Source organism: Streptomyces sp. NPDC026522 (assembly GCF_055567555.1).
The window spans coordinates 545,077-564,136 of the sequence record NZ_JBVHQF010000003.1 but is presented as its reverse complement, the minus strand read 5'-3'; the positions used below and the strand labels follow the sequence as shown (position 1 = coordinate 564,136).

General features: G+C 72.5%; 19 protein-coding genes, 1 tRNA gene and 1 pseudogene. 11 read left to right on the top strand and 10 right to left on the bottom strand.

Going from position 1 to position 19,060, the window contains the following annotated elements:
- Window positions 1-7: 7 nt before the first annotated feature.
- Window positions 8-643: a uracil phosphoribosyltransferase gene (upp, locus tag ACZ4M3_RS11040; RefSeq protein ID WP_190185477.1), complete on the bottom strand. Its 636-nt coding sequence runs from the start codon at window positions 641-643 to the stop codon at window positions 8-10.
- A gap of 188 nt (window positions 644-831) precedes the next feature.
- Here upp and ACZ4M3_RS11035 point away from each other — a divergent pair, with 188 nt between their 5' ends.
- From ACZ4M3_RS11035 to ACZ4M3_RS10995, 9 genes are all read left to right on the top strand, one after another.
- Window positions 832-1,767, top strand: a complete 936-nt coding sequence (locus tag ACZ4M3_RS11035) for a universal stress protein (protein WP_467731280.1) — start codon at window positions 832-834, stop codon at window positions 1,765-1,767.
- A gap of 690 nt (window positions 1,768-2,457) precedes the next feature.
- Window positions 2,458-3,006, top strand: a complete 549-nt coding sequence (locus ACZ4M3_RS11030) for a tRNA adenosine deaminase-associated protein (RefSeq protein WP_467731279.1) — start codon at window positions 2,458-2,460, stop codon at window positions 3,004-3,006.
- 65 nt (window positions 3,007-3,071) lie between these two features.
- Window positions 3,072-3,500 carry a tRNA adenosine(34) deaminase TadA gene (tadA, locus tag ACZ4M3_RS11025; RefSeq protein WP_467731352.1) on the top strand — a complete coding sequence of 143 codons (429 nt, stop codon included), beginning with the start codon at window positions 3,072-3,074 and terminating at the stop codon, window positions 3,498-3,500.
- Window positions 3,501-3,589: 89 nt separating this feature from the next.
- A tRNA-Ser gene (locus ACZ4M3_RS11020) sits at window positions 3,590-3,676 on the top strand.
- Between the two features lie 280 nt (window positions 3,677-3,956).
- On the top strand, window positions 3,957-4,244 hold the full coding sequence (locus ACZ4M3_RS11015; RefSeq protein ID WP_467731278.1) for a hypothetical protein: 288 nt from the start codon (window positions 3,957-3,959) through the stop codon (window positions 4,242-4,244).
- A 366-nt stretch (window positions 4,245-4,610) separates the two neighbouring features.
- Entirely contained in the window at window positions 4,611-4,772 is a 162-nt protein-coding gene (locus tag ACZ4M3_RS11010; protein ID WP_190185482.1) for a hypothetical protein, read from the top strand.
- Between the two features lie 240 nt (window positions 4,773-5,012).
- Window positions 5,013-5,975 (top strand): RNA polymerase sigma factor SigF, encoded by a 963-nt coding sequence (locus ACZ4M3_RS11005; RefSeq protein WP_467731277.1) that lies wholly within the window; start codon window positions 5,013-5,015, stop codon window positions 5,973-5,975.
- A gap of 224 nt (window positions 5,976-6,199) precedes the next feature.
- Window positions 6,200-7,039: an RNA polymerase sigma factor SigF gene (locus ACZ4M3_RS11000; protein WP_190185484.1), complete on the top strand. Its 840-nt coding sequence runs from the start codon at window positions 6,200-6,202 to the stop codon at window positions 7,037-7,039.
- 61 nt (window positions 7,040-7,100) lie between these two features.
- Window positions 7,101-7,868, top strand: a complete 768-nt coding sequence (locus tag ACZ4M3_RS10995; RefSeq protein WP_467731276.1) for a hypothetical protein — start codon at window positions 7,101-7,103, stop codon at window positions 7,866-7,868.
- A 28-nt stretch (window positions 7,869-7,896) separates the two neighbouring features.
- Here the strand turns inward: ACZ4M3_RS10995 and ACZ4M3_RS10990 are convergent, their stop codons facing one another.
- Window positions 7,897-8,124, bottom strand: a complete 228-nt coding sequence (locus ACZ4M3_RS10990; protein ID WP_467731275.1) for a hypothetical protein — start codon at window positions 8,122-8,124, stop codon at window positions 7,897-7,899.
- 122 nt (window positions 8,125-8,246) lie between these two features.
- Between ACZ4M3_RS10990 and ACZ4M3_RS10985 the strand changes: the two genes are divergently transcribed.
- Both ACZ4M3_RS10985 and ACZ4M3_RS10980 read left to right on the top strand, forming a co-directional pair.
- Window positions 8,247-8,696 carry a MarR family winged helix-turn-helix transcriptional regulator gene (locus ACZ4M3_RS10985; protein WP_467731274.1) on the top strand — a complete coding sequence of 150 codons (450 nt, stop codon included), beginning with the start codon at window positions 8,247-8,249 and terminating at the stop codon, window positions 8,694-8,696.
- Between the two features lie 84 nt (window positions 8,697-8,780).
- Window positions 8,781-10,340, top strand: a pseudogene (locus tag ACZ4M3_RS10980) (MDR family MFS transporter); the annotation flags it as partial.
- A gap of 96 nt (window positions 10,341-10,436) precedes the next feature.
- On the opposite strand, the gene ACZ4M3_RS10975 reads toward ACZ4M3_RS10980, so the two are convergent.
- The 8 genes from ACZ4M3_RS10975 to ACZ4M3_RS10940 all read right to left on the bottom strand — a co-directional run bounded on the left by ACZ4M3_RS10975 (window position 10,437) and on the right by ACZ4M3_RS10940 (window position 18,971).
- On the bottom strand, window positions 10,437-12,599 hold the full coding sequence (locus ACZ4M3_RS10975) for a glycosyltransferase family 39 protein (protein ID WP_467731273.1): 2,163 nt from the start codon (window positions 12,597-12,599) through the stop codon (window positions 10,437-10,439).
- Entirely contained in the window at window positions 12,596-13,870 is a 1,275-nt protein-coding gene (locus tag ACZ4M3_RS10970) for a bifunctional glycosyltransferase family 2/GtrA family protein (protein ID WP_467731272.1), read from the bottom strand. The genes ACZ4M3_RS10975 and ACZ4M3_RS10970 overlap by 4 nt, the downstream gene beginning before the upstream one ends.
- 25 nt (window positions 13,871-13,895) lie before the next feature.
- On the bottom strand, window positions 13,896-15,491 hold the full coding sequence (locus tag ACZ4M3_RS10965; protein WP_467731271.1) for a sensor histidine kinase: 1,596 nt from the start codon (window positions 15,489-15,491) through the stop codon (window positions 13,896-13,898).
- The gene (locus tag ACZ4M3_RS10960; RefSeq protein ID WP_467731270.1) at window positions 15,491-16,258 is read right to left on the bottom strand and encodes a response regulator transcription factor; all 768 of its coding nucleotides are present in this window, start codon (window positions 16,256-16,258) and stop codon (window positions 15,491-15,493) included. The genes ACZ4M3_RS10965 and ACZ4M3_RS10960 overlap by 1 nt, the downstream gene beginning before the upstream one ends.
- 97 nt (window positions 16,259-16,355) lie before the next feature.
- A complete protein-coding gene (locus ACZ4M3_RS10955; protein ID WP_467731269.1) occupies window positions 16,356-17,237 on the bottom strand; it encodes an amidohydrolase family protein in 882 nt (293 codons plus the stop codon).
- Window positions 17,218-17,559 (bottom strand): antibiotic biosynthesis monooxygenase family protein, encoded by a 342-nt coding sequence (locus ACZ4M3_RS10950; RefSeq protein WP_467731268.1) that lies wholly within the window; start codon window positions 17,557-17,559, stop codon window positions 17,218-17,220. Before ACZ4M3_RS10950 ends, ACZ4M3_RS10955 begins: the two co-directional genes overlap by 20 nt.
- 102 nt (window positions 17,560-17,661) lie before the next feature.
- The gene (locus ACZ4M3_RS10945; protein ID WP_467731267.1) at window positions 17,662-18,540 is read right to left on the bottom strand and encodes a DUF2797 domain-containing protein; all 879 of its coding nucleotides are present in this window, start codon (window positions 18,538-18,540) and stop codon (window positions 17,662-17,664) included.
- A complete protein-coding gene (locus ACZ4M3_RS10940; protein ID WP_467731266.1) occupies window positions 18,537-18,971 on the bottom strand; it encodes an Lrp/AsnC family transcriptional regulator in 435 nt (144 codons plus the stop codon). The genes ACZ4M3_RS10945 and ACZ4M3_RS10940 overlap by 4 nt, the downstream gene beginning before the upstream one ends.
- Window positions 18,972-19,060: the final 89 nt, after the last annotated feature.

Here is a 19,060-nt window from a genome sequence, read left to right as displayed (position 1 = left end):
TGAGGCGTTATTCGGCCGAGCCGTACATGCGGTCGCCCGCGTCGCCCAGGCCCGGAACGATGTAGCCGTGCTCGTTGAGCCGCTCGTCCACCGCGGCCGTCACCACCGTCACCGGCGTGCCCGCCAGCTCGCGCTCCATGACCTCGACGCCCTCGGGCGCGGCCAGCAGCACCACGGCGGTGACGTCGTCGGCGCCGCGCTTGATGAGCTCCTGGATCGCGGCGACCAGCGTGCCGCCGGTGGCCAGCATCGGGTCGACGACGTAGACCTGGCGGCCCGAGAGGTCCTCCGGCATGCGCGTGGCGTACGTGGAGGCCTCCAGGGTCTCCTCGTTGCGGACCATGCCCAGGAAGCCCACCTCGGCGGTCGGCAGCAGCCGCACCATGCCGTCCAGCATGCCGAGACCGGCGCGCAGGATCGGGACGACCAGCGGGCGCGGGTGCGAGAGCTTCACACCGGTCGTCGCGGCGACCGGGGTCTCGATGTCGGCCTGCTCGGTGCGCACGTCGCGGGTGGCCTCGTAGGCCAGCAGCGTCACCAGCTCGTCGGCGAGGCGACGGAAGGTGGGGGAGTCGGTGCGCTTGTCACGCAGGGTGGTGAGTTTGTGCGCCACCAAGGGGTGATCGACGACCTGCAAACGCACAACTTCCTCCAAGACCTCAACTGCCGCCAGCTGCCGGGTTTCGACCTGCGACCTGCGAAAACGGCCGCGATGTGCGACCCACACCCAAAAGGCTACGCGCTGGAGCGCCCCTTCCGTGTCCGAAGGGGCGCCCCGGCCGCCCCGGCCCCGGGATTGCGGGCCGCACCCGGGCCCAGCACCCTGGACTGATGAGCAGCGGACTGGTGATCGCGGCGGTCGACGGATCCGAGCACAGCCTGGAGGCCCTGGATTGGGCCCGGCTGGCGGCGCTGCGCCACCGCACCGGACTGCTCGTCGCCCATGTGCTTTCCGACAGCGCCCAGTTGTACGCGGGCCGGCGCGCGGCCCTGCACGACGCCTCGGAGCCGAAGGAGTACGCCGATCCGGTGGGGGACCGGGTACGGGAGGTCCTGGCGGCGGCTCCGGAACAGCCGGCCGAGGTGCGGTACGAGGCGCTCGAGGGGTCGGTTCCGGAGGCGCTGCGGGTGATCGGGGCCGAGACGCGGCCGCTGGCGCTGGTGATGGGCTCCCGGGGCCGCGGGGGTTTCGCCGCGCTGCTGCTCGGGTCGAACAGCCGCGCCGTGTCCGCCAGCGCGCCGTGCCCGGTGGTGGTGGTGCCGGCGGGGCGGGGCTCCGGTGCCGCCGGGACGGTGGTGCTCGGGCTGCACACCACCGAGACCCACGACGACGTACTGGCCTTCGCGTTCGCGGAGGCCGCCGCGCGGGGGACGGCCGTCCAGGTGGTCTCGGCGTACCCGGTACCGCCGTCGCCGGCGGCACCGCCGCTGGACACGCCCTTCGCGGTGATCACGCCCGAGGAGCTGACGGGGGACGGCGGCGACGAGGCCCCGGCCGAGCGGGAGACGCTGCGGGCCCAGCAGGAGCGCCTGGCCCCGTTCCGGGACCGGCACCCCGAGGTACCGGTGGAGCAGGCCGCGGTGCCGGGCGAGGCGGCGGGGCGGCTGGTGAGCGCGTCGCGGTCGGCGGCGCTGGTGGTGGTGGGGCGGCACCACCCGAGGCGGCGCCTGGGGCCGCTGATGATGGGGTCCGTCGCGAACGCGGTGCTCCAGCACGCGCACGGCCCGGTGGCGGTCGTCCCGGCGACCCACGACGAACCGGCCTGAGCTGGGACGACCTCGGTGGCATCAACTCGGGAGTCCGGGGGAAGGGGGGTAGCACAACCGCAGAAGAGCAGCCGGGGCGGTGGGCGATGGTGCCAGAGAAAGAGCCGGGGGATCCGGGGGAACCGGAGAGTGCGGCGCAGCGCCGGGCACGGCGCGCGCAGTTCCTCCGCGACCTGAACGAGGCGCGCGAACTACGCGCCCGCGTCCAACCCCGACGCGCCCGCGCGGCCCGCATGCGCCAACAGATGCGCATGCGCACCTTCCGCTGGTGAACCCGCCGCGGGCGCAGCCGCCCGCCCCCAACGGCCGGGGCCGGCCAAAACAGCCCCGCCGGCCTTTGCGGCGCGGGGTCTGGGGCAGCGCCCCAGGACACGGCGCCGCACCCGCCCACCGGACCCGGCCGCCCGACGCCCCTACTCGGCACGGCGGCCCCGGGGGCCGACCCCGGGAGACCCCGGGGGACACGCCCACCCCCGCACCCGCTCCCGGCGGCCCAACGCCGCCCCCGCACAACCCGCGGAGCGCACGGCACGGGACGACGCAAGCGCGGAAGACCTCTCGCAAAGCCGCTGTTTCTGCCACGATGCCGATGGGGCGGGGTACGAACGGCGCACACACGGCCGCTTCGGCCCCAATCTCAGGCCGGGGGGACCTCCAACCGGCACGCCTACGACCAGTGGGAGAGTCACGGTGTACTTCGCCGCACTGCTCGCGCGCACCGAAGACGGGTGGGAAGCGAGCGACATGGAACTCGACGACGTCGAGTCCTTGAGTGATCTGATCGATCTCGCCCGGTCCGCCGCTGTCGACGACGACACGGTGGTCGCCCTCATCGAGCAGGAGGACGCCTGGTTCGGCGTCATCCGCGTGGACGGCGAGGAGGACCCTCGGTACTTCGTATCGAACGCCTCCGCGGCCGACCGCAGCTCCTACGGCTCGATGCTGACCAAAGAGCTGCTGGGCAGCGAGGAGGAGGACGACGAACTCGACGAACTCGACCTGGACGGCACGGAGGACGGCGAGGAGGACGCCATCGCCGCCTTCACCGCCGAGGACGACGACGCTGACGAAGGGGTCCACGGCGGCGCCGAGCCGGTACCGGCCGGTCCGCTCGGCGACCCCCGGCTGCTCGACGACCTCGGTGTGAGCCACAAGCAACTCATGACCCTCGACGGAGACGCCCTCTCGGAGATCGCCGAGTCGCTCGGTGCGACCGAGGTCCTGGAGGCCGTCCGCTAGTGATCGCTGAGCACCACACGCACCACACCGGTCCCGACCCCGTACGGGACCCCTGGCGGGACTCCATGCGCCTGGCGCTCCAGGAGGCCGCCCTGGCGGTGCCGGCCGGCGACGTGCCGGTCGGCGCCGTCCTGCTCGGCCCCGACCTGGAGCTGCTCGCCACCGGGCACAACGAGCGCGAGGCGACCGGCGACCCCACGGCCCACGCCGAGGTGCTCGCGCTGCGCCGGGCGGCCGCCGAACTCGGTGAGTGGCGGCTGACCGGGTGCACCCTGGTGGTCACCCTGGAGCCGTGCGTGATGTGCGCGGGAGCCCTGGTGCAGTCCCGGGTGGCCAGGGTCGTCTTCGGCGCGGACGACGAGAAGGCGGGCGCGGCCGGGTCGCTGTGGGACCTCGTGCGGGACCGCAGGCTCAACCACCGGCCGGAGGTGATCCGCGGGGTGCTCGCGCAGGAGTGCGCGCGGCAGCTGACGGACTTCTTCCGCGATCTCTGACGCGCCCCTGACCGGCCCGGAGGCGGTGCGCGGCGCGGTCCCGGATACGGATTTCAGAGCACGGCGCTCTTTGGGCTAAGCTCTCTCTCGGTAGCGTGTCCGAGCGGCCGAAGGAGCACGCCTCGAAAGCGTGTGATGGTGCAAGCTATCCGTGGGTTCAAATCCCACCGCTACCGCTCTGAACGAGAGCCCCGCCCCGCAAGGGTCGGGGCTCTCGTCGTTCCCGCCCGCGCTCGTTCCCGCCCGCGCCGACCGGGCCCGGGCGGCCCGTACGGCCTCCTGCCCGCCCTCGTACGGCCCCCGCCCACCGCGTGCGCTCGTACACCGCCCGGCCCGTGCACCTCGTACGGGGCCCCCGGCCCACGCGCCCCGCCGCCCGTCCGCGCGTAGCGCCCGTACGGCCGCCCTCCTGGGGACCCCCGCGTGACCGGCTGCCCGCTCGGCCGTTGTCACGGCATGACCAAGACCCAGCGCATCCTCGCCGCCTTCGCCCTCGCGGGGGCCGCCGCGGGCCTCGCCGCTCCTGCCGCCTCCGCCGCGCCGATCGCCCCGCTCACCCTCCCGGACCTGCCGCAGGCCGCCCCGGGCATGCCGAAGGGGGCCACGCCCGGCTCCGTCCAGGAGATCGGCGCGAAGCTCAACGACCTCAATCAGCTCAACCGGCTGATGGACCTGCCGAACGACCTCGCGCCGGTCATCGCGCCCGTCCAGCCCATCACGGACCTCGCCGGCGCCATCGGCTGACCAGCCGCCGCGCCCGCCAACGCGAAGAAGGCCCCGGCCGGAGCCGGGACCTTCACGCGTGGACGGGGGGAGCGGCGTCGGGGGACGAGCCGCTCCCCCCGATGAGACGGAACCTGCCGGCCGGAACCGCGGTCAGGGGGAAGCCCACGGCGCGGACCCCGCAGCGAGGCCCTTTCCCGCACCCACCGATTTCCTGCCAGAACCGGTGGGCCCGGGTTCCATCCTGCTCCTTCCCCTCCGGCCCCGAGACCGACAAAAGGCCCGTACCGCCGGGTCATTGGTCCTTAAAGGGCAGGTGAGTGTCCAAACATGACCGGTTAGACTCACCCGACTCAGCAGGACCGGTTGGGGAGGCCGACACCGCTCGTGGACACCAAGAAGATCGTCATGGGCGCGCTCGTCGTCTTCGTACTCTTCGTGATCATCACTCAGCCCGTCAAAGCCGCCGATATGGTCCAAATAGGCTTCCAAGGGATCTCGGATGCCGCCCACGGGATCGGCGAGTTCATGACCGAACTGGTGCGCTGAACCCGTACGCTGAAGCGGATTCCGGACTTCCGGCCCCCCACTCCGACGGGTGGGGGGCTTTTTGTGTTATCCGTGTTCATGGCGAATATCCAGATATGCCCAATGTTGCGCAATCTGCCCTCAACACGGCGATATCGGGTGCTTGCGCACAGTGCACATCTCTTGTGATGCTATGACCGCTTTTGACGGATAGTTGACTGAAGGGGTGGCGTGACCGTGCCGGCCAGTACTGCGCCTCAGGTGCCACCCCAGCAGGACCCGCAGAGCCCCCAGAGCGCGCAGGAACCGCCGGAGCCGGCCGACCCCCACGACGCCCACGACGCCCACGACCCCCAGGTCCCGTCGCAGCAGGAGTCCCCGCAGGCACCCCCGCCGGAGCCGCCGGCCGACCGCCCGGCCGACCCTCCGGAGGAGCCCCCGGCCGCCCCCAGGCCGCAGAGCCGGGGGGCCGACACCCGGGCGCTGACCCAGGTGCTGTTCGGACAGCTCAAGAACCTCCAGCCGGGCAGCCACGACCACAGCCGGGTCCGCGGGGCCCTCATCGAGGCCAACCTCCCCCTCGTCCGGTACGCGGCCGCCCGCTTCCGCAGCCGCAACGAGCCGATGGAGGACGTCGTCCAGGTCGGAACGATCGGGCTGATCAACGCGATCGACCGGTTCGACCCCGACCGCGGGGTGCAGTTCCCGACCTTCGCGATGCCCACGGTGGTCGGCGAGATCAAACGGTACTTCCGCGACAACGTGCGCACCGTCCACGTCCCGCGCCGCCTCCACGAACTGTGGGTCCAGGTCAACGCGGCCACCGAGGACCTCACCACCCTGCACGGACGCACCCCCACCACCCCGGAGATCGCCGAGCGGCTGCGCATCACCGAGGACGAAGTGCTGTCCTGCATCGAAGCCGGCCGGAGCTACCACGCAACCTCGCTCGAAGCCGCCCAGGAAGGCGACGGAATGCCCGGCCTGCTGGACCGCCTCGGCTACGAGGACCCCGAGCTGGCCGGCGTCGAGCACCGCGACCTCGTCCGGCACCTCCTCGTACAGCTGCCCGAGCGCGAGCAACGGATCCTGCTGCTCCGGTACTACAACAACCTGACGCAGTCACAGATCAGCGCTGAGCTGGGGGTATCCCAGATGCACGTGTCCCGGCTGCTCGCCCGGAGCTTCGCGCGGCTGCGATCCGCAAACAGGATCGAGGCGTAACCGGAACGGGTGGAGATCACCTGACGCGTTTCCCGACAGACCGGGCTCATTCCGCTCTGTCGCTGGAGATACATGTCGACATGGCGCTACAGCGTGTTGCCGACATGTGACATTCTGCTGGAACCGCGTTTGCCGCAGCCCCGCCTCCGGTATTCAGGTGGAGGCTGCGTTCCTCCGACGGGCGCGCAGAGAAGCGCGACCGTCCGCGACCTCAAGGGGGTGGCATGTCCGTAGACCAGGGCAGCTCCAAGGTGCTCACGCTCGTCAAGCGTGAACTGCCGGCAGTGTCCAACCGCTCGGAAGCCATCGACACCCGCACGCTCTCCCGCTCCCTCTTCCAGCGACTTGCCGCCCTGGACGTGGACAGCCCCGAACGCGCGTACGTACGCGACACCCTGATCGAGCTGAACCTCCCCCTGGTGCGCTACGCGGCGGCCCGCTTCCGCAGCCGCAACGAGCCGATGGAAGACATCGTCCAGGTGGGAACCATCGGGCTCATCAAGGCGATCGACCGCTTCGACTGCGAACGCGGCGTGGAGTTCCCGACCTTCGCCATGCCGACGGTCGTGGGCGAGATCAAACGATTCTTTAGGGACACGTCCTGGTCCGTGCGCGTCCCGCGCCGGCTCCAGGAACTGCGCCTGGCCCTCACCAAGGCCAGCGACGAGCTCGCGCAGAAGCTGGACCGGTCCCCGACCGTCCCCGAGCTGGCCGCCGTGCTCGGCGTCTCCGAGGAAGACGTGGTCGACGGCCTGGCCGTCGGCAACGCGTACACCGCCTCCTCCCTCGACTCGCCCTCCCCCGAGGACGAGGGCGGCGAGGGCTCCCTCGCCGATCGCCTCGGGTACGAGGACAGCGCGCTGGAAGGGGTCGAGTACCGGGAGTCGCTCAAGCCGCTGCTGGCCAAACTCCCGCCCCGGGAGCGCCAGATCATCATGCTGCGGTTCTTCGCCAACATGACGCAGTCACAGATCGGCGAGGAGGTCGGCATCTCGCAGATGCACGTCTCCCGGCTGCTGACGCGCACGCTCGCGCAGCTGCGCGTGGGCCTCATCGGCGAGTAACCCGGCGAACGGCCGCTGCCGCCCGCTTCCCAAGTGACGGATCGTCAGTAACACTGGCGCGATGCGAACGGGAACCCGCCGGGCGGCAGCACTCACCCTCTGCGGCGCCGTCGCCGCCGTGGCCCTCGGCGGCTGCGGCGGCCCGGACCGCGAAGGCTACGTCGCCGTGGGCGCGGCAGCCGCCGGCCCGGGAGAGAACGTACCGCCGCCCGGCGAGGTGGAGTTCCAGCAGCTCGGAGCCCCGCCCGTGGACGCCGCGGCTCCGGCCCCAAGGGGTGGTACGTCGCCCGGTGCGGGGGACTCGCAGACCCCGGCCGGCTCCGCCCGGGGCGGAGCCACGTCCAGCTCCCCCGGCGGCTCCGTATCCCCGGGCGCCCCACTGAACCCCGCCCCCGCCACCACCCCCGCCACCACCCCCGGCGCCCCCCACGACCCCGAGCCCCCGCGGTCTCCGGCGCCGCCCGGCTCCACACCCCCGGCGACGCCGGGCGGGCCGGGCACCTCGGCCCCGGCGCCGGTGACCCCGGCGCGGCTGACGCTCAGCGCCCCGGTCCGGTCGGCGGCCGCCGACCGCTGGTGCGAACGGGTGACGGCCGGCTTCACCAACACCGGCAGCACGGCGGCCCGTTCGGGCACGGTGAGCTTCGCGACGCACATCATCGGCGCCCTCGGCGTGGACTGGGCCACGATCACCACGGCCCAGCCGCTGCCGGCCCCGATCGCGGGCGGCACGACGAAGACGCAGACCTACACGGTCTGCGTCGAGTCCTGGCGGGTACCCCTGGGCATGCACGTGGAGACGCGGACGGTCAGCGCCCGCTGGAGCTGATGCCGTGACGCCCGCACAAGGGGCGGGATCAGCCCAGCGCCAGCCAGCCGACCGCCGCGATCACGACGAGCGCGGCGAGGCCCAGGCCGACCCACAGGCCGGTCTTCGAGGCCGCCTTCTCCGGTCGGCGCCGCCGAGCTCCCGGCACGGTGGCCCGTACCGGCTCCGCCTCCTCGACGAACGCGCGGAACATCTGGGTACTGCCGGCGGGGTCGTAGTTGCCCTCGGGGCCGGGTGAGTTGTGGTTCGCAGCCATGGCTCCGCACCCTAGCGGGTTTTCCGATTCCTTTACCGCCCCACCCCGACAATCCATTTGCCTGTAGCAACCAAATGCTTCTATGGTTGCCTTAAGCAACAACATGGGGGGCGACGGGACGGGTGACCACGCAGCAGACTCGGAACGCCGACACGACGCCGGCCACCCGCTACGAGGAGTTGGCCCGCCAGCTCACGGGTATCGGCGCGGTCAAGCGCGACCTCGCCCGGATCCTGCCCGCGGACTGCCCGGCCGGCTCGGCCGCCGTCCTCGCCGTGCTCGACCGGCACGGCGAGATGCGGCTCAGCCGGCTCGCCCAGTTCATGGCCATCGACATCTCGGTGAGCAGCCGGCACGTCGCCCACGCGGCCGCCCGCGGCTGGATCGAACGCGTCCTCGACCCGGGCGACGGCCGCTGCCGGATCCTGCGCCTCACCCCGGCCGGACGCGTCCTGCTCGCCGATCTCGGCGCCCGGTACACGCACGCCCTGGAAAGGGCCCTGGCCGGCTGGTCGGCCGAGGACATAGACGCGCTCAACACCCTGCTGGCCCGGCTCCGATCGAGCTTCTGACACCTAAGGAACCACATGGCTACGACCACACCTGCCGGTGTGCGGGGAGGCGGCCGGTCGGGGACCACGTCCGACGACGCGCCCATGACCCACCCGCAGATCATGAAGGCGCTGTCCGGGCTGATGCTCGGCATGTTCGTGGCGATCCTGTCCTCCACGATCGTCTCCAACGCGCTGCCCCAGATCATCAGCGACCTCGGCGGGACGCAGTCCTCCTACACCTGGGTCGTCACCGCAGCCCTCCTGTCGATGACCGCCGCGACCCCCCTGTGGGGCAAGCTGTCCGACCTCTTCAGCAAGAAGCTGCTGGTCCAGATGTCCCTGGTCGTCTACGTCCTCGGATCCGTGGTGGCGGGCATGTCGCAGAACACCGGCATGCTCATCGCCTGCCGCGTGGTCCAGGGCATCGGCGTCGGCGGCCTGTCCGCCCTCGCCCAGATCGTGATGGCGGCGATGATCTCCCCGCGCGAGCGCGGCCGCTACAGCGGCTACCTCGGCGCGGTCTTCGCCGTCGCCACCGTCGGCGGCCCGCTGCTCGGCGGTGTCATCACCGACACCGACTGGCTGGGCTGGCGCTGGTGCTTCTACGTCGGCGTGCCCTTCGCCGTCATCGCGCTGATCGTGCTCCAGAAGACCCTGCGGCTCCCGGTGGTCCGGCGGGACGTCAAGGTCGACTGGCTGGGCGCCTTCCTGATCAGCGGGGCGGTGTCGCTGCTGCTGATCTGGGTCACCCAGGCCGGGGACTCGTACGACTGGATCTCCTGGACCACGCTGGCCATGACCGGCGGCGCGGTGGTGCTCGGACTGTTCTTCCTCCTCGTCGAGTCCCGGGCGAGCGACCCGATCATCCCGCTGCGCCTGTTCCGCAACAAGACCATCTCCCTGGCATCGGCCGCCTCACTGTTCGTCGGCATCGCGATGTTCTCGGGCACGGTCTTTTTCAGCCAGTACTTCCAGCTCGCGCGCGGCGAGTCCCCCACGATGTCCGGGATCCTCACGATTCCGATGATCGGCGGCCTCTTCGTCTCCTCCACCGTTTCCGGTCAGGTGATCACCAAGACCGGTCGCTGGAAGGCCTGGCTGGTGGCCGGCGGGGTGCTGCTGACTGCCGGTCTGGGCCTGCTGGGATCGCTGCGCTACGACACCCCGTACTGGCGCATCGCGGTCTTCATGGCACTGACCGGCCTCGGTCTCGGCATGATGATGCAGAACCTGGTGCTGGCCACCCAGAACCAGGTGGCCCCGCAGGACCTGGGAGCGGCCAGCTCGGTCGTCACCTTCTTCCGCTCGCTCGGCGGTGCCATGGGCGTCTCGGCGCTCGGCGCGGTGATGGCGAACCGGGTCACGCACTACGTCGAGGACGGGCTGACCGCGCTCGGCCCGAAGGCGGCGGCCATGGCCCATGCGGGCGGCGGCGGAGGCGGGATCCCCGATCTCGACAAGCTGCCCGCGCCGCTGCGCGCGGTCATCGAGTCCGCGTACGGGCACGGCGTCGGCGACGTCTTCCTCTACGCCGCTCCTTGTGCGCTGCTCGGCCTGCTGCTGGTGGTCTTCATCAAGGAGGTCGCCCTGAAGTCGAAGCCGGCGGCGCACGCCCCGGCCGCGGCGAACGGTGTCCCGGAGGCTCCGGCGGTCGCCCTGGCCGAGTAGCCGGCCGGGCCGGCCACGCGCGGAAACGGCCGGGTGCCGCGGGCGAGATCCTCGTCCGCGGCACCCGGCCGTTTCGGGGTCCGGGCCGGATCAGGATGTGCCGGCGGCGGGCGCGGTGAGGTCGTAGAAGGTGGCCCCGCCGACCGTGCTGGCCTTGAAGGTGGCCTTCACCCAGCTTTCGACGGCACTGCTGGTGCCACCGCCCGGGCCGCCGGCCGCGCGACGGGTCCCGTTGGTCCCGCCGTCGGCCCGGCCTTGGTCCTGGGCCTGCGGCTGCTGGCCTGGGGCCTGGGGTGCGCCCTGGGCCTGGGCCTGGGCCTGGTTCTCGCTCTGGCCGATGAACCAGTGGATGCGGCCGGCCTTCACGTAGGCCTTGAACTGTTCCAAGGTCGGCGAGGGGTCGCTTCCGTTGAAGCCGCCGATCGCCATCACCGGTGCACCCGAAGCCAGTTGGTAGCTCGCCGCGTTCTGTGAGCCGACGGCCGCCGCCGCCCAGGTGTAGCGCGCGGCGTCGGCCCGCAGCGCGGCCGTGGCCTGGGCGCTCGCCTTGGTGCCGCCCAGCAGCCCGCCGGCCCCGCCGCGAGCGTTGCCCCGCGGACCGGTCCCGCCGGGACCCCTGGCGCCGGGAGCCCCGGCGGGTCGGCCACCGGGCGGCAGCTGGGGCCCGCCGGTGCCGCCGGCGCCTTGCGGCATGCCACCGCCGGGTAGGTAGAACGCGCGCATGCCGCGCCCGCCCGGGCCGGCGCCACCCGCGACCGCCGGTCCGGCCGTCACGATGGACCCCGCGTGCGGGGTCTCCACCGTGGTGAGGCAGTAGGCGAGCGGTCCCGCGAGCGCCGCGCCCAGGCCGAGGGCTGCCACCGCCAGCAGCGCCCTGCGGCCCAACCGCGCGGCGAACGGCAGCACGACGGCGGCGCCGAGACCCGCTCCGAGCACCGTCCAGCGCAGCCACGGCAGGTACCCCGTGGCACGGCCGAGCAGCACGAAGGCCCAGTACGCGGTGAGTGCGAGGGTTCCGGCGAGGGTGAGGGAGGCGGCCCGGCTGCCCCGCTCCTCCCACAGCACGGCGACACCCATGCCGACGAGCGCGGCCAGGTAGGGCGCGAGGGCCACGGTGTAGTACTCGTGGAAGATGCCCTGCATGTAGCTGAAGACCAGAGCGGTGATCAGCAGCGAGCCGCCCCAGGCCAGGAAGGCGGCGCGGGCCAGGCTCTCCAGCGAGTCCGCGGCCCGGCGGGCCCGCCAGGTGATGACCAGGCCGGCGACGAGCATGACCAGGGCCGCCGGGAGCAGCCAGGAGATCTGACCGCCGATGTTGCTCGCGAACAGCCGGTCGATGCCGGTTTCACCCCAGCCTCCGCCCGCGCCCCCGCCGGGGCGTCCGCCGCCGCCGACGCTGCCGGTCTCGTTCCCGTTGATCCGGCCCAGCCCGTTGTAGCCGAGGGTCAGTTCCAGGAAGGAGTTGTTCTGCGAACCGCCGATGTAAGGGCGGGACGCGGCGGGCCACAGCTCCACCACGGCCACCCACCAGCCGCCGGCCACCACCATCGTGAGCCCGGCGAGCAGCAGCTGGCCGAGCCGCCTGCGCAGCCGGGTCGGCGCGCAGACGGCGTACAGCACGGCCAGGGGCGGCAGGATGACGAAGGCCTGGAGCGTCTTGGTCAGGAAGGCGAATCCGACCGCGGCGCCGGCCCCGACGAGCCAGCCGGTACGTGCCCCGTCGAGCGCCCGCAGGACGCAGTACACGGTGACGGTCATCAGCAGGGTCAGCAGCGCGTCGGGGTTGTTGAAGCGGAACATCAGGGCCGCCACGGGCGTCAGCGCGAACACCGCGCCGCTCAGCAGCGCGGCCACCGGGCCGAACTGACGCCGTACGGCGGCGTAGAGCACCGCGGTGGTGCCGACTCCCATCAGCGCCTGCGGCACCAGGATCTGCCAGCCGCCCAGCCCGAGCAGCCGCACCGACAGGGCCATCGGCCACAGCGCGGCCGGGGGCTTGTCGACGGTGATGGAGTTCCCGGCGTCGGAGGAGCCGAAGAAGAAGGCCTTCCAGCTCTCGGCCCCCGCCTGGACCGCCGCCGAGTAGAAGGAGTTCGCATAACCCGAGGCGCCCAGGTCCCACAGCAGCAGGACTGCGGTGAGCAGCAGGAGCACGGCGTACGCGGGGCGTTCCCAGCGGGGCCGGCCGGTCGCCGCCGTGGTGGCGGCGACCGGCGGGGCGGGTGGGAACAGGGGAACTGCTGCCGTCGTCATCGGATGTCGTCCTTCGTGGGGTTGCCAGACGGTTCGGGGAAGACCCAGGCGCGGAAGAGCAGGAAGCGCAGCACGGTGGCGGCGAGGTTGGCCATGATCAGTACGGTCAGTTCGGTGCTGTGGGCGGGGTCGGTGGCGGCCGCGCCCAGGGCGGCGAGCGAACCGCTGGTCAGGGCGAGGCCGATGGCGAAGACCAGCAGCCCCTGTGCCTGATGGCGCACGGCTCGGGCGCGGCCCCGCACCCCGAAGGTGAGCCGGCGGTTGGCGGCGGTGTTGGCGACGGCCGAGAGCAGCAGGGCGGCCGCGTTGGCGGCCTGGGGCCCGGCCATCGTGCGGAAGGCGGAGTACAGCGCCAGGTAGAGCACGGTGCTGAGCAGTCCCACCGCGCAGAATCCGAGGAGTTGGCGGGCCAGCCCGCGCGGGACCCCGGGCAGGGCGGTCCGGTCCCGCGGGTCGTCGCCGAACGGACGGGCGAGCCGGTCGAGCGGCAGCGCGCCGACGGCGAGCGCCCGGCCGACCCGCCACATGCCCTTGAGGTCCTCGGCCGCGGTGCGCGCGATGTGGACGGTGGAGTCGGGGTCGTCCACCCAGTCCACCGGCACCTCGTGGATCCGCAGCCCGGCCCGTTCGGCCAGCACCAGCAGCTCGGTGTCGAAGAACCAGCCGGAGTCCTCCACCAGCGGCAGCAGCCGTTCGGCGACTTCGCGCCGGATGGCCTTGAACCCGCACTGGGCGTCGGTGAAGCGGGCGGCGAGGGAGGAGCGCAGCAGCAGGTTGTAGGCCCGGGAGACGAACTCGCGCTTGGCTCCCCGCACCACCCGGGAGGAGCGCGCGAGTCGGGTGCCGATGGCGAGGTCAGAGTGACCGGAGATCAGCGGGGCGACGAGGGGCAGCAGCGCGTTGAGGTCGGTGGAGAGGTCCACGTCCATGTAGGCGAGGACGGGGGCCTCCGAGCGGGACCAGACGGTGCGCAGGGCGCGGCCGCGGCCCTTCTCCTCCAGCCGGGTGCTGCGGACGCCCTGCACGGCGGCGGCGAGGCCGGCCGCGACGTCGGGGGTCCGGTCCGTGCTGGCGTTGTCGGCGATGGTGATGCGGAAGGGGTACGGGAACGTTCTGGTGAGGTGATCGTGCAGTCGGCGCACACAGGGGCCGAGGTCCTTCTCCTCGTTGAACACCGGGATCACCACGTCGAGTACGGGCTCACCGGGTACGGGTGCCAGGTGCACGCGGGCCGGGAGGGCTCCGGGGCCGGGAGAGGTGTCGGTTGGCATGCTCCGACCCTCGTCGGGCGGGCTGTCACCGCTGTGTGCTGAGCCTGTGCTCCGTCTGTGAGTCGGTCCGCTGCCGGTCGGGCGCGAGGGGCAGGAGGACTTCGAAGCAGGTCTGGCCGGGGCGGCTGCTGACCTCGACCCGGCCGCCGTGGGCGGTGACCACTGCCTGGACGATGGCCAGCCCGAGGCCGGTGGACCCCGCGGCCCGGGAGCGGGAGGCGTCCCCGCGGGCGAACCGTTCGAAGACGTGGGGGAGCAACTCGGCCGGGATTCCGGGCCCGTTGTCTTCCACCCGGAGGCGGACGAGCGGCGTTTCACGTGAAACACCGGGTGCTTCGGGGAGGGTTTCACGTGAAACGTGCGCGGTGACGGTGGTGCCGGGTGGGGTGTGGGTGCGCGCGTTGGCGAGGAGGTTCACCAGGACCTGCTGGATACGGGCCGGATCCGCCCGGATGGTGGCGGGCTCGTCCGGGAGCTCCAGCCGCCAGTGGTGTGCGGGCCCGGCGGCCCGGGCGTCGCTGACGGCGTCGACCACGAGGGGGGCCAGGTCAGTGGCGGTGTCGCCGGTGTCGAGCGGTCGGCCCGCGTCCAGCCGGGCCAGCAACAGCAGGTCTTCGACCAGGCCGGTCATCCGGGTGGCCTCGGATTCGATGCGGCCCAGGGCGTGGCGGGTGTCCGGGCCGGGTTCCTCGTGGCCCCGGCGGGTCAGCTCGGCGTAGCCCCGGATCGAGGCCAGGGGGGTACGCAGCTCATGGCTGGCGTCGGCCACGAATTGGCGTACTCGGGTCTCGCTCTGCTGCCGGGCGGTGAGGGCGGAGGAGACATGGCCCAGCATCCGGTTGAGGGCCGCGCCGACCTGTCCGATCTCGGTACGGGGGTCGGCTTCGGCATCGGGCACCCGCTCGTGCAGAGCGGGTTCACCGCTGTGCAGGGGAAGTTCGGAGACCCGGGTGGCGGTGACGGCCACCCGGCGCAACGGGCGCAGCGCTACGCCGACCAGAGCCTGTCCGGCGAGGGAGGCCGCGATCAGGCCGGCCAGGGTCGCGAAGACCTCCACCGCGATCAGCGTCCGCACGGTGGAGTCGACCTCGCCGAGCCGGAAGCCCAGGACCAGGCTTCCATCGGGGGCGGTGAGCACCCGGTAGCCGCCGAGCTCCGGAAGGTCCACGTCCAGCGGTCCGGGGCGGCCCTGAGCGGCCTTGCGGGCGGCCTTCGTCAGAGCCGCGGTCTGGGCCTCGGTAAGGGGCTGGCGGTGGTCGAGCTCGGGGCCTCCGACGGCGGCGTTGCGCGCGCTGCCGACGACCTTGCCGTTCTCGTCGAGCCGGATCCCGGCCGCGTCCGGCGGGGTTCCGGCCAGCACGAAACCGAGGTTGCCCTCTCGGGCGGCCTTGTTGGCGCCGGGGCCACGGGTGGCCATGCTGATGGAGGCACGCAGCTGATCGTCCAGCTGCTGGACCAGGTACTGGCGCAGCGCGAAGGTGGTGACGGCGCCGATGCCCGCGCCGACCACGGCGATCAGCACCACCGCCGCCAGGACGAGCCGGGACCGCAGCGACCACGGCCGCCGGGGGCGCCGCGCGGCGCGGCCCGGGCTCCCGCGGCCCGAGAGGCGTCCGGCCACTACTCGGCCGGCTTGATCAGATAGCCGGCGCCGCGCCGGGTGTGGATCATCGGCGGCCAACCGGGACCGCTCTCCAGCTTCCGGCGCAGGTAAGAGATGTACAGCTCGACGACATTGGCCTGGCCGCCGAAGTCGTAGGACCACACCCGGTCCAGGATCTGCGCCTTGCTCAGCACCCGGCGCGGGTTGCGCATCAGGTAGCGCAGCAGCTCGAACTCCGTGGCGGTCAGGTGGACCTCCTGGCCGCCCCGGGTCACCTCGTGGCTGTCCTCGTCGAGCCGGAGGTCGCCGACGGCCAGCACCGAGCCGCCGCGGGCCGCCTGCGCCGCGCCCGAGCGACGGACCAGGCCGCGCAGCCTGGCCACGACCTCCTCCAGGCTGAACGGCTTGGTGACGTAGTCGTCGCCGCCTGCCGTCAGCCCGGCGATCCGGTCCTCGACGGAGTCCTTGGCGGTCAGGAACAGCACCGGCACGTGCGGGAGCTCCCGGCGCAGCCGGCCCAGCACGGCGAGGCCGTCCATGTCCGGGAGCATGACGTCGAGGAGCACCACGTCCGGGCGGAACTCCCGTGCCGTCCGTACCGCGGCCGCCCCGTCGCCGGCGCTGCGGACCTCGCATCCCTCGTAGCGCAGGGCCATGGACAGGAGCTCGGAGAGCGCGGCCTCGTCGTCAACGACGAGCACCCGGCACGGGCCGCCGTCGGGGCGGACGAGGGCCGTGTGCTTGCCGGTGGACGTGGACGCGTGGGAGGTGGTCGTCGCAGTCATGCGTACACGCTGGACGCGGCCTCTGAGAGCGTTCTTGTGCCTACCTGTGAATTTCCTGAGAACGGCGGAGCCGGGACGGCCCGGCCGTTCCGGAGGTTCAGGCCAGGTGGAAGAGCCGGGCGCCGTTGTCGTGGCAGACCGCGCGCAGCCAGTCGTCGCCCAGGCCGAGCCGTTCGAGGGCGGTCAGCTGGTGCTCGTAGGGATAGGGGATGTTCGGGAAGTCGGTGCCGAGCAGGATCCGGTCCCCGAGGTCCGCGAGCCGCCCGAGGTCGCTCGCCGGAAAGCCGCTGAACTGCTCGGAGAAGTCGGTGAAGGCCATGGTGGTGTCGAGCCGGACCTCGGGGTACCGGTCTGCCAGGTCGAGGAAGTCCGCGTATTCGGGCATGCCCATGTGGGCGATGACCAGGGGCAGCCGGGGGTGCCGGGCCAGCAGGCGGGCGATCGGCTCGGGCCCGGTGTGCTTGCCGGGTACCGGCCCCGAGCCGCAGTGGATCACGATCGGGACGGCCGCCTCGGCGAGCAGGCCCCAGACCGGTCGCAGCCGTTCGTCGTTCGGGTCGTAGCCACCGACCTGGAGGTGCGCCTTGAAGATCCGGGCTCCGGCGTCGACGGCCTGGCCGACGTACTCCGCCACGCCCTCCTCGGGGAAGAAAGTCGCGGTGTGCAGGCAGTCGGGGGTCCGTGCGGCGAAGTCCGCGGCCCACGCGTTGAGCCAGGCCGCCATCGCCGGCTTGTGCGGGTAGAGCATGGCGGTGAAGGCCCGTACGCCGAACGCTCGCAGGAGCGCGACCCGCTGCTCCTCCTCGTGCCGGTAGGTGATGGGCCACTCGACACCGGTCAGCGGGCCGACTGCGTCGAAGTAGTCCCACACCTTGTCCAGGACCCGCTCGGGCATGAAGTGGGTGTGCACGTCGACCAGCCCGGGCAGTCCGAGCCGGTCGCGGAAGGCGCGGACCGCCTCAGCCGTGGTCGCGGACAAAGCCGTGGCTCCGTTCGAAGGTGGCGACGTGCAGCGTGTAGCTCTCGTACCACTGGGCGCGGCCCTGCTCCATCGCCGCCTGGTGCTCCAGGTCCTCCCGCCACCCGGTGAGGGAGTCGTGGTCGCGGAAGTAGGCGACGGTGATGCCGAGACCGCCCGGAGTGCGCGCGGACTCGTAGCCGAGGAAGCCGGGGTTGGCCCGGACGATCTCGTTTATCCGGTCGTTGGTCTCCTGGTAGCCGGTGGAGTCGGGGGTGCGGACATTGGTGAAGACGGCCATCAGGTAAGGCGGTTCGTAGGGCGGTGCGGGCTGGATGCTCATGGCGACCACCCTCCGCGGCGGCCCTGCGCGTGTCCACCCGAAAGGAGGCCGCCGGGCCAAAGGGATCCAAGTTTTGACCTTGGTGCCCCCGATCCGGTCCGGTCAGAACAGCCCGTCCTGCCCGGCCTCGGCGGGCGGCGCGATCGCCGTCACCGGCACGTCCGTACCGGCGTCCCCCGCCGGGGCCACCAGCTCCCAGCCGGCCAGGAGCCGGGTGTCCACCACGAGCCCGTCCGCGAAGTGCAGGTCCGGTCCGGCCGCCCCGGCCAGCAGCCCGGTCACGGCTCCGCCCGGAACCAGCTCCGTGACCAGCCGCGCCGGTGCGGGCAGCCCGTCCAACCCGAAGACAGCCGCGTGGTCACCGACTTCGCAGCCCACCGGCTCCAGCGACTCCGGCCACCCGGGCAGCGCCACGGCCCTGGCGTGCAGTTCGACGACCTCCCGGGCCCGCTCGGCCGGCGGCGGCAGCTGGGCCCGTACCGCGCGCTTGCGGGCGTAGGCGATCCGGTCGGGCACCCCGAGGGCCGCCCGCAGCAGTTCCTCGGTGCGCCGCGCGGCCATCAGCGGGCCGCGCCCCAGCCAGGCCCAGGTCACCGCGCCCTGCTCCAGCAGCCGGGCCGGGCCGCGCTCCTCGGCGGTGATGCCGACCTTGGTCAGCCCGGGCCCGAACCAGGCGAGGTACACCCGGTAGGGGCGCGGATCGGCGGCGTTGGTGTCGGCGGCCACCGAGAAGGACCGGTCCAGCCGGGCGCACTCCGGGCACTGGGCGCTCCCGCTCCGCCCGGGCACGGTCCGGCGCGCGGGACACGGCGTACGTTTCCCGGCCCGCCGGACCCCCAGGCAGTGCCGCTCGCCCCGGGCGACGAAGGCCAGCCGCTGCCCGTAGCCGAGCAGGCTGCCGCGCTCCCCGCGGTCGGCCGCGTACCAGCCGATGGCGGGCCGGCCGTCCTGCCACCGGATGCCGGTGCACCACCAGGTCACAGCGGGAGCGGCCGTTCGAAGAAGGTCTCCAGGACGACGGTCGCCTGCGTGCCGCTGACCCCGTCGATGGCGTACAGGCGGCGCAGTACGTCCTGCAGTTGCTCGGTCGAGCCCGTCCGCACCTTGACGAGCACGGAGGCGCTGCCCGCGATGATGTGCGCCTCCTGGATCTCCGCGATGCCCTCGAAGGCGGCCTTGGAGTCCCCCATCCAGGCATTCGAGTCGACCATGACGTAGGCCAGGACCCCGCTCCCGACGGCCGCCGGTGCCACGTCGACCGTGGTCCGCCGGATGACTCCGCGTTCCCGCAGTTTCCGTACGCGTTCGTGCGTGGCCCCCGCCGAGAGGCCGACCGCCGCGCCCAGAGCGGCGTACGACTGGCTCGCGTCCTGCTGGAGCCGCTGGAGCAGCGCCCGGTCGATGTCGTCCACGCGGTCTTCCCCTCATCTGCCCGTCAACTCTTGCGAAGACAGTACCTGATCCTGCAATCTCAGTATCAGACCGAACAGAATTCAGTCCA